The organism is Embleya sp. NPDC025285 (genome assembly GCF_055558835.1).
Map to the genome: position 1 here is coordinate 123,734 of NZ_JBVHLU010000024.1, position 9,052 is coordinate 132,785.

Annotated in this window: 9 protein-coding genes and 2 tRNA genes; 3 read left to right on the forward strand and 8 right to left on the reverse strand. The window is 71.5% G+C overall.

The features are described 5' to 3' along the window. Positions 1-30: 30 nt before the first annotated feature. A complete protein-coding gene (locus tag ACZ4FV_RS18680; protein WP_402231972.1) occupies positions 31-1,206 on the forward strand; it encodes an epoxide hydrolase family protein in 1,176 nt (391 codons plus the stop codon). 72 nt (positions 1,207-1,278) lie between these two features. Here ACZ4FV_RS18680 and ACZ4FV_RS18685 read toward each other — a convergent pair. From ACZ4FV_RS18685 to ACZ4FV_RS18695, 3 genes are all read right to left on the reverse strand, one after another. After that, positions 1,279-1,351 (reverse strand) — tRNA-Ala (locus tag ACZ4FV_RS18685). An 11-nt stretch (positions 1,352-1,362) separates the two neighbouring features. After that, complete coding sequence (locus ACZ4FV_RS18690) at positions 1,363-2,139, reverse strand: rhomboid-like protein (RefSeq protein WP_395861860.1); 777 nt, start codon at positions 2,137-2,139, stop codon at positions 1,363-1,365. A gap of 447 nt (positions 2,140-2,586) precedes the next feature. Further along, positions 2,587-3,606 (reverse strand): GlxA family transcriptional regulator, encoded by a 1,020-nt coding sequence (locus ACZ4FV_RS18695; RefSeq protein WP_465322919.1) that lies wholly within the window; start codon positions 3,604-3,606, stop codon positions 2,587-2,589. 135 nt (positions 3,607-3,741) lie between these two features. On the opposite strand from ACZ4FV_RS18695, the gene ACZ4FV_RS18700 reads away from it, so the two are divergent. Next, positions 3,742-4,380 (forward strand): HD domain-containing protein, encoded by a 639-nt coding sequence (locus tag ACZ4FV_RS18700; protein WP_465322920.1) that lies wholly within the window; start codon positions 3,742-3,744, stop codon positions 4,378-4,380. After that, positions 4,377-4,829: a nuclear transport factor 2 family protein gene (locus ACZ4FV_RS18705; RefSeq protein WP_402231976.1), complete on the forward strand. Its 453-nt coding sequence runs from the start codon at positions 4,377-4,379 to the stop codon at positions 4,827-4,829. The genes ACZ4FV_RS18700 and ACZ4FV_RS18705 overlap by 4 nt, the downstream gene beginning before the upstream one ends. 169 nt (positions 4,830-4,998) lie before the next feature. Here the strand turns inward: ACZ4FV_RS18705 and ACZ4FV_RS18710 are convergent, their stop codons facing one another. The 5 genes from ACZ4FV_RS18710 to ACZ4FV_RS18730 all read right to left on the reverse strand — a co-directional run bounded on the left by ACZ4FV_RS18710 (position 4,999) and on the right by ACZ4FV_RS18730 (position 8,831). Continuing rightward, entirely contained in the window at positions 4,999-5,982 is a 984-nt protein-coding gene (locus ACZ4FV_RS18710; RefSeq protein WP_395862822.1) for an SDR family NAD(P)-dependent oxidoreductase, read from the reverse strand. A gap of 163 nt (positions 5,983-6,145) precedes the next feature. Then, positions 6,146-6,218, reverse strand: a tRNA-Ala gene (locus ACZ4FV_RS18715). 144 nt (positions 6,219-6,362) lie between these two features. Continuing rightward, positions 6,363-7,124 carry a glucose 1-dehydrogenase gene (locus ACZ4FV_RS18720; protein WP_402231978.1) on the reverse strand — a complete coding sequence of 254 codons (762 nt, stop codon included), beginning with the start codon at positions 7,122-7,124 and terminating at the stop codon, positions 6,363-6,365. A 58-nt stretch (positions 7,125-7,182) separates the two neighbouring features. Beyond that, positions 7,183-7,959: a glucose 1-dehydrogenase gene (locus ACZ4FV_RS18725; protein ID WP_402231979.1), complete on the reverse strand. Its 777-nt coding sequence runs from the start codon at positions 7,957-7,959 to the stop codon at positions 7,183-7,185. Between the two features lie 116 nt (positions 7,960-8,075). Then, the gene (locus tag ACZ4FV_RS18730) at positions 8,076-8,831 is read right to left on the reverse strand and encodes a glucose 1-dehydrogenase (protein ID WP_395862828.1); all 756 of its coding nucleotides are present in this window, start codon (positions 8,829-8,831) and stop codon (positions 8,076-8,078) included. Positions 8,832-9,052: the final 221 nt, after the last annotated feature.

Below are 9,052 nucleotides of genomic sequence, written 5' to 3' on the forward strand. Positions count from 1 at the left end.
TGTTCCTATTGGCATCCTACTGTTCTTCTCATGGAGAACAGCAGCAACACCGCAGCCGAGAACGTCACCGCGAACGCCGATGCCACCGCGATCCGCCCGTTCCGGATCGAGATCGCCCAGGCCGAGGTCGACGACCTGCGCGACCGCCTGACCCGCACCCGCTGGGCCGCCGACGTCCCGGGCGTGCCCGACTGGACGCGCGGGGTGCCGGCGGACTACCTCCGGGGCCTCGCCGACTACTGGGCGAACGGGTTCGACTGGCGCAAGGCGGAGGCGCGGCTGAACGCGTTCCCGCAGTTCGTCACCGAGGTCGACGGTCAGGACATCCACTTCGCCCACGTGCGCTCGGCCCGGGCCGACGCCCCCGCGCTGTTGTTGATCCACGACTGGCCGGGCTCGTTCGTGCAGTTCGTCGACGTGATCGAGCCGCTGTCGCGCGACTTCCACGTCGTGGTCACCGACACTCCGGGGGTCGGCTTCTCCGGGCCGCTGTCCGGCCCCGGCTGGACCACCGGCCGGATCGCCGGCGCGTTCACCGAGCTGATGGCCCGCCTGGGCCACGCCCGCTACGGCGTACAGGGCAATGGCGGCGGCGCGTGGATCGCGGCCGAGATGGGTCGTATCGCACCGGAGAAGGTCATCGGGATCCACGTCAACGGCCTGGTCACCTTCCCGTCCGAGGACCCCGCCGACTTCGCCGGGTTGACCGAGAGCGAGCAGTCCAGGCTGGCCCGGCTCCAGGAGTTCCGGGACGACAAGATGGGCTTCAACGCGATCCAGTCGACCCGGCCGCAGACGCTCGCCTACGGGCTGCACGACTCCCCGGTCGGCCAGCTCGGGTGGATCGTGGAGAAGTTCAAGGAGTGGACGGACACCGCGAGCGAGTTGCCCGAGGACGCGGTGGACCGGGACACCCTGCTCACCAACGTCAGCCTGTACTGGTTCACCGGCACGGCCGGTTCCTCGGCCAACCTCTACTACGAGATGGCGCACGATCCGAGCGCGTGGGCGCCGAAGGACCGCGGCACGGTCCCCACGGCGGTGGCCGTCGCGTTGCCGCAGGACGTCGCGATCCGTCGGTTCGCCGAACGCGACCACAACGTGGTGCGTTGGACGGAGTTCGAGCGTGGTGGCAACTTCCTGTCGCTGGAGCAGCCGGAACTGCTGATCGGCGACGTCCGGGAGTTCTTCGCAGGCCTGAGCTGAGCCGGCGCCCGGCAACCGGGCCCGGAACGACCGAAGGCCGCTTCCTGACGGAAGCGGCCTTCGCGATTGCGGTGGAGCTACGGAGAATTGAACTCCGGACCTCTTGCATGCCATGCAAGCGCTCTACCAACTGAGCTACAGCCCCGCGTGAATACGTCATAAGTCTACCGGGTCGGTCGTCGTGCTCACGACCAAGGGGGTCCGCAGCGGCGGCGGCTCGCGCAGCGGGCCGACCGCCCGCAGCAGCGCCGCGGCGGTGAGGCCGCACAGCGTCGCGAACAGGTGGCCGAAGTCCCAGATGGTGTGGTCCACGATCACCGGCAGGCCGACCGAGAAGAACATCACCGCCGTGCCCGCGAACCGGATCCAGCCGGACATGATCAGCACCGCGGCGGCGCACGAGCCCACCTCGACGTAACTCACCCCGACGTCCGTCGCGAACGCGATCTTGTGCGGGAGCCGGCCGGCCTCGATCGCGCCCTTCTCCACCGCGGCGGTCAGCAGCGACCCGAACACGTGGCCGCTCGCGCCGATCAGCAACATCCTGGGCGAGCCGTAGCGGCGTTCCGCCCAGGCCACGATCGTGCCGAACACGACCACGTAGCCGGCCAGTCCCGAGCCGTGGTCGGCGACCCAGAACGCGCTGGTGAGCAGCGCCTCCAGCGGATCGTCGCCGAGCCGGAACAGGTTGGTGCTGTTCAGCTTGGTGAGCAGGTCGATCAGCCGGGGCGGCGACGTGCGTTGCACGACCGTGGACGCGGTGAAGATGGCGATGTAGGTGAACGTCACCGGCGCGGACAGCACCCACGCGTGCAGCCGTGCGGTCCACGGGCTCAGGACCCGCACGCAGCGGCGGGCCCAGGCCCAGTGGCGGGCGAGACCGCGCAGTACGTACCACGCGATGGCCAGGCCCAGGCCGATTCCGACGGTCACCCGGGGCGGGTGCCCGCGTGATGCCCGATGTGAACGCTCTTTTGGGCGACTTCGTCGCCGGCTCGCGAGGCACCACCTTTTTTCTCTCCCCCGCTTCGCTCCTCCGAGAAAAAAGACGGCGCCTCGCTCGGGGCTTCGCGTCCCTCCGCTTCGCTCCGGGCCACGAAGCCCAAACCTGCGGCTCCGCCGCTCTCCGCGCTTCGCGCGTCGATCACTGGGGTGGGCGCGGGTCGGGGGCGCTGACGCGCCTGGGGCGGAGTGGGCCGTGGAGGGGGCGTGGAGTGGCGGGGCGGAGTCGTGGGGGCGGCGATGCTGCTTGCTGGGCGACTTCGTCGCCGGCTCGCGAGGCGACAGCGCCTCGCTCGGGGCTTCGTGTCCCTCCGCTTCGCTCCGGGCCACGAAGCCCAAACTCTGCGGCTCCGCCGCTCTCCGCGCTTCGCGCGTCGATCACTGGGGTGGGCGCGGGTCGGGGGCGCTGACGCGCCCGGGGGTGGTGGAGGTGGCGTCTGCGGGCTGGGTGGTGCTGCGGAAGCGGGAGCGGTAGGTGCTGGGGGTGACGCCCAGGCGGCGGAGGAAGGCTCGGCGCAGCGATTCGTCGCTGCCGAGGCCGCTGTGCGTGGCGGCGGCCGTGACGGTGGCGCCGGCGGCCAGGAGGGATTGGGCCGCCTCGATCCGGACGGCCTCGACGTAGACGGCCGGCGTCGAGCCGACCCGCTCGTGGAACAGGCGGGTGAGGTGGCGCGGGCTGAAGCCCCCGAGGCGGGCGAGCACGGGCAGCGAGTGGTCGGCCGCCGGGTCCGTGGCGATCGCGTCCAGGACCGGTCGCAGCGGGTCGTCGGCGGCGGCGCGGGCGCGCGAGGGTACCGAAAACTGCGACTGGCCGCCCGGCCGGCGCAGGAACACCACCAGGTCGCGGGCCACTTCGCGAGCCAGGTCGGCGCCCTCGTCGGACTCGACCAGGGCGAGCGCAAGGTCGATGCCGGCGGTCACCCCCGCGGACGTGTACACCGTGCCGTCCCGAACGAAGATCGCGTCCGGCTCGACGGTGACGCCCGGATGCCGCCGGGCCAGGGTCGCCGCGTGCCGCCAGTGCGTCACCGCCCGGCGCCCGTCCAGCAGCCCGGCCCGGGCGAGCAGGAACGCGCCGGTGCACACCGACGCGATCCGCTCGGAGGTCGCGGCGAGCGCGGTCACCGCGTCCAGGAGCGGCAACGGCGGCGCGTGTTGCGGAAAGTCGACCGATCCCGGCACGACCAGCGTGTGGGTGCCGTCGATCTCGGTCGCGGCCGCGTCGACGAGCAGCCGGGTGCCCGCGGACGTGGTCACCGGCGCACCGGTCGGCGAGCACAGCTTCAGCGTGTACGCGCCGCCCATCCGCGCGGCCGTCCCGAACACCTCCAGGGGCGCGGTGACGTCCATCAGCCGGACTCCGTCGTACGCGAGCACCGTCACGTTCCTAGGTCGCATGACTTCGAGGCTACCCGCCGGCCGTGTCCGAATCCGAGGGATCGGTGTCCGGATGGACATGGCGTCGGAGGGGCATCCGGGGCCAGGCTCGAACCACGAACACCAGCCGCTCCCACCTCGGAAAGGACCGCCCTCATGTCCGACCGCATCGCCGACGTCGACATCCCCGACAGCGCGCTCGCCAAGGAGGCCACCGAACTGGTCCGGGACATCGCCGGCCCGCTGTTGTACGACCATTCGCGCCGCGTGTACCTCTTCGGGGCGCTTCAGGGCCGCCGCCAGGGCCTGGACTTCGACCCCGAACTGCTCTACGTGGGCGCGATGTTCCACGACCTGGGGCTGACCGCCGGGTACCGGGCCTCGCAACAGCGCTTCGAGCTCGACGGCGCCGACGCGGCCCGCGACTTCCTGCTGCGGCACGGCCTGCCCGCCGACTCCGCGCGGATCGTGTGGACCGCCATCGCGCTGCACACCACGCCGGGGATCCCCGCCCGAATGGAGCCCGAGGTCGCGCTGGTAACCGCCGGCGTCGAGCTGGACGTACTCGGCATCGGCCTCGACGACATCCCGGCCGAGGCGCGCGCCGCCGTGGTCGCCGCGCATCCGCGCCCGGACTTCCGGCGGCGGATCCTGCGGGCCTTCACCGAGGGCATCGAGCACCGCCCGCAGACCACGTTCGGCAACGTCAAGGCCGATGTGCTCGACCGGTTCGTGCCGGGCTTCGAGCGCACGAACTTCGTCGATGTGATCGAGGCGTCGGGGTGGTCCGCGTGAGGCCGCCGCTGCCCCCGTTCACCGAGGCCGACGCGCTCGCCAAGGTGCAGGCCGCCGAGGACGCCTGGAACACCCGCGATCCCGAACGCGTCGCGCTCGCGTACACGCCCGACTCGGTGTGGCGCAATCGCGACCGGTTCGTCACCGGGCGCGCCGCGATCGTCGCCTTCCTGACCGAGAAGTGGGCCCGCGAGCGGGACTACGCGCTGCGCAAGGAGTTGTGGTCGTACACGGCCGACCGGATCGCGGTCCGCTTCCAGTACGAGTGGCACGACGGCGCGGGTGGCTTCCGGCGCAGCTACGGCAACGAATTGTGGGAGTTCGACGAGAACGGCCTGATGCGGCGGCGCGAAGCGAGCATCAACGACGTGGTGATCGCCGAGGCCGACCGCCGCATCCACGGGCCGCGCCCGATCGAGGAGCACGGGGTCGCGTTCCCGCTCGCCTGAGCGCGGTCGAAAAGGGCCGGGGCGGGTACGGGGGTCGGGCCAGGGCGGGCCAGACCCGGGACGGCCTCGGGACGGCCGCGGACTCGGACCGGGGCTCGGTCTCGACCCGGGGCCGAAAACGCGGTCGGCACGAGGCCGCACCGGGTTCCGGTCCCGGGTCGCCTCGGGATCAGTCCGCGCGACCGCCGCACTCCCCCGCCCACGGGTGGGTCAGTTCCTGGCAGCGCCGCCAGAACCAGGCGCGGTCCGGCCGGCTCTCCCGGGTGGCCGAGCGGTAGTGGGTCGGTCGCGGGGTCCGGTCCTGCCAGAACAGGCCGGTGCTGCGGCCCGGTTCGTCGGCCGCGCACAGCCACACGGCGGTGTCCGCGCCCTGTTCGGGAGTGCGCAGCAGCGGCGCGGTGAGCCTGCGGAAGGTCGGCATCGAGGTGCGCAGGCCCGGGGTGTCCACCCAGCCCGGGTGGGTGGCGTGCACGACCGGGCCGCCGGCGCCCAGGTGCTCGGCCCACAACTCGGCCAGCACCACCTGCATGCGCTTGGTCCGCGCGTACGCGACGGCCGCCTTGTACGGGCCGCGCTGGTACTCGATGTCGTCCACCGGCAGCCGCTGGGTGTACATCCCGCCCGAACTCATCCACACCACCCGGGCGCAGGACGCGGGGTCGGCGGCCACGAGTCGGCTGAGCAGATGCGGCCCGAGCACGTGCACGGCCAGTGACGACTCGTGCCCCTCGGCGGTCTCGGTGCGCACCTCGGGCATCGTGCCGGCGTTGTGCACCAGGGCGTGCAGCGGGCCGTGCTCGGTGCGCAGTTCCTTGGCGAACCGGGCCACGTCCGGCAGGCTGCCCATGTCGCAGCGCCGCACGGTCACCTCGGCGCCCGGTACCAGCTCCAGCACCCGCAGGCGGGCCGCCTCGGCGCGCTCCTCGTTCCGGCCCACCAGGACCACTGTCGCGCCGAGCCTGGCCAGGCCGGTCACGGCCGCCTCGCCGATCCCCGACGACGCCCCGGTCACCACGACGGTCCGCCCCTTGAGCGCGGCCGGCTCGGGGTCGGCGGGAAACCCGGCCCGCCGGCGCACCCGGTACCCGAACCGGCTGTATCCGGGCACGACCGCCCGGTCCATCGCCCGCTCCCAGAACCGACTCTCCGTCATCGCACGCCCACCTCCGTCGTCGGGGTCACGGAAAGACAATGCCCGGAACGCGCCTTTCACACCTTTCCCGACCCATCGCACATCCGACGCTCGATGACTCCGACCGGCCCACGGGCACAAAAAAGACCGCCTCCCGGACGAATCCGAGAGGCGGTCTTGTCTGTGGAGCTACGGAGAATTGAACTCCGGACCTCTTGCATGCCATGCAAGCGCTCTACCAACTGAGCTACAGCCCCGCTATTCAACTGGGCCGGCGGGCTCACCCGCTCGACCACGAGTACTTTACACGCTCCCCCGCGCCGCATCCAAACGCCTTTTCCCGGCGCCGTTCGCGCGGCACCCGGGACCCGCGGAGCGCCTCCGCGAGTCCCGACGCGCACTCAGAAGCTGCCGACGGGCCGGATCATCCCGGCCATCGCGCCGCCGTCGACGACCAGCTCGGTACCGGTCAGATAGGACGCCGCGTCCGAGGCCACGAAGGCGACCACCTCGGCGACCTCCTCCGGCGCGGCGATCCGGCGCAGCGGCACGGACGGGAATTTGCCCGGCCCCTGCTCCAGGCCGACCGCGGCGATCATCGGGGTGTCGATCGTTCCCGGGTGCACCGAGTTGACCCGGATCCCGTGCTCACCGACCTCCAGCGCGACCGTCTTGGACAGGCCGCGTACGGCCCACTTGGTCGCGCCGTAGGCCGCGTGTCCCGGCATGCCCTCCAGGCCGGCCTGCGAGGAGATGTTGACGATCGAGCCGCCGCCGCGTTCCTTCATCGCGGGCAGCACCGCCTGCATCCCGTGCCAGACGCCGAAGAAGTTGACCTGGAGGATGCGCTCGACCCGCTCGGGCGTCTCGTCCGCGAAGCCCTTGGTCCAGTAGATCGCGGCGTTGTTGACCAGGATGTCCAGCCCGCCGAACTCGGCGACGGCTACGGCGACCACCTCGGCCCAGTCCGCCGGAACCGACACGTCGTGCCGGACGAAGCGCGCGGCCTCGCCCAGCTCCGCGGCGAGCCTCGTGCCCTCCTCCGCCAACAGGTCGGTGAGCACGACCCGGGCGCCGTTCGCGACGAACAGCCGTGCCTCGGCCGCGCCTTGGCCGCGTGCGGCGCCGGTGATTATCGCGACCTTGCCGGTCAGATCCGCCATGACTGGTCACCTTTCCTCGATGGGTGTGAACGCTTCGCCCCGACGACCCGCACCCCGGTCAGCCGCCCATGACGTACTTGACCGTCGGCCCGGTGGTCCAGCCGCCGTCCACGGCCAGCTCCGCGCCGGTCACGTAGGAGGCGGCGTCGGAGAGCAGGAAGGCGACCGCGGAGCCGATCTCGCTCGGTTCGCCGACCCGGCCCATCGGGGTGTTCGGGTAGTTGCCCTCGCCCTGCAGAATGCCCACGGACGAGGTCATCGGTGTGTAGACCATGCCGGGGTGCACCGAGTTGACCCGGATTTTGGAGCTGCCCAGCTCGACCGCGGCGACCTTGCTCATCCCGCGCACGGCCCACTTGGACGCGCCGTAGGAGCCGGTCATCGCCAGGCCCATCAGTCCGGCCGCGGAGGAGATGTTGACGATCGAGCCGCCGCCACCCGCCTTCAGGTGCGGGATGACCGCCTGCATGCCCAGCCAGACGCCGGTCAGGTTGACCTTGATCACGAACTCGAAGTGTTCGAGCGTCTCGGTGTCGAACATCGCGCCGGTGGCCACGCCGGCGTTGTTGACCAGCCCGTCGACCCGGCCGAACTCGGCGATCGTGAAGTCCACGACGGTCTTCCACTGCTCTTCGCTGGTCACGTCGTGCTTGTGGAAGCGCGCGTTCGCGCCCAGCGCGGCGGCGGTGTCGGCGCCGTCGTCGAGCAGGTCGGAGACGACCACCCGCCCGCCGCCCGCGACGATCTGCTCGGCCGCGGCGGCACCCAGGCCGCGGGCGCCACCGGTGACGATGACGACCTTGTCGGTCAGGTTGGGGCCCTGGAGTTCAGCCATGATGCGTTCCTTCGATCTGTGCCTGCCGACTTCTCGGCTCGCAATTTGCATAGTACAACTAAGCAAATCGGACGACAAACGAACGGTTGCCCATCGGCCGCCGCATGGCGCGGCCGTTACCCCCGGACCGGGGGCACGATGCCCGCCGTCGAGCCACCGTCGATGACGAACTCGGTCCCGGTGATCCACGAGGACTCGTCCGACGCGAGGAACACCACCAACGCGCCGATGTCCTCCGGCTCACCGACCCGACGCAGCGGCACGGTGGGGAAGTTGCCCGCGCCGCGGGTGAAGCGGTTGCCGACCATCGGGGTGTCCACGGCGCCCGGATGCACCGAGTTGACCCGGATCCCGTACTCGCCCAACTCCAGCGCGGCGGTCTTGGTCAGCCCGCGGATCGCCCACTTGGAGGACCCGTAGGCCGCGTGCCCCGGGATGCCCTGGAGCCCGGCGAGCGAGGAGATGTTCACGATCGAGCCGCCGCCGTTCGCGCGCATCAGCGGGGCCACCGCCTGGATACCGTGGAACGTCCCGAACAGATTGACCTTGAGGATGCGATCCAGCCCTTCGGGCGTCTCCTCCAGGATCGGCTTGGTCCACATGATGCCCGCGTTGTTGACCAGGACGTGCACCCCGCCGAACTCGCGCACGGCAACCTCGACGACCGCCGCCCAGTCCCCCGCGTCCGACACGTCGTGCCGCACGAACCGCGCGGCGTCCCCGATCCCGGCGGCGACCGCGGTCCCCTCGTCCTCCAGCAGGTCGGTCAGCACCACCTTCGCCCCACGCTCGGCCAACAGCCGCGCCTCGGCCTCCCCCTGCCCCCGCGCCGCCCCGGTGACAATCGCCACCTTGCCCGTCAGATCACCCACACCGACCACCTCCACCTCAGCCCCGACCACGCCCACACCGACCGCCCAACGCCCCCAACCTCCACCCGAAACCACCCAGGCGCGTCAGCGCCCCCGACCCACCCCCACCCCAGCGATCGACGCGCGAAGCGCGGAGAGCGGCGGAGCCGCAGAACTTGGGCTTCGTGGCCCGGAGCGAAGCGGAGGGACACGAAGCCCCGAGCGAGGCACCGCTTTTTCTT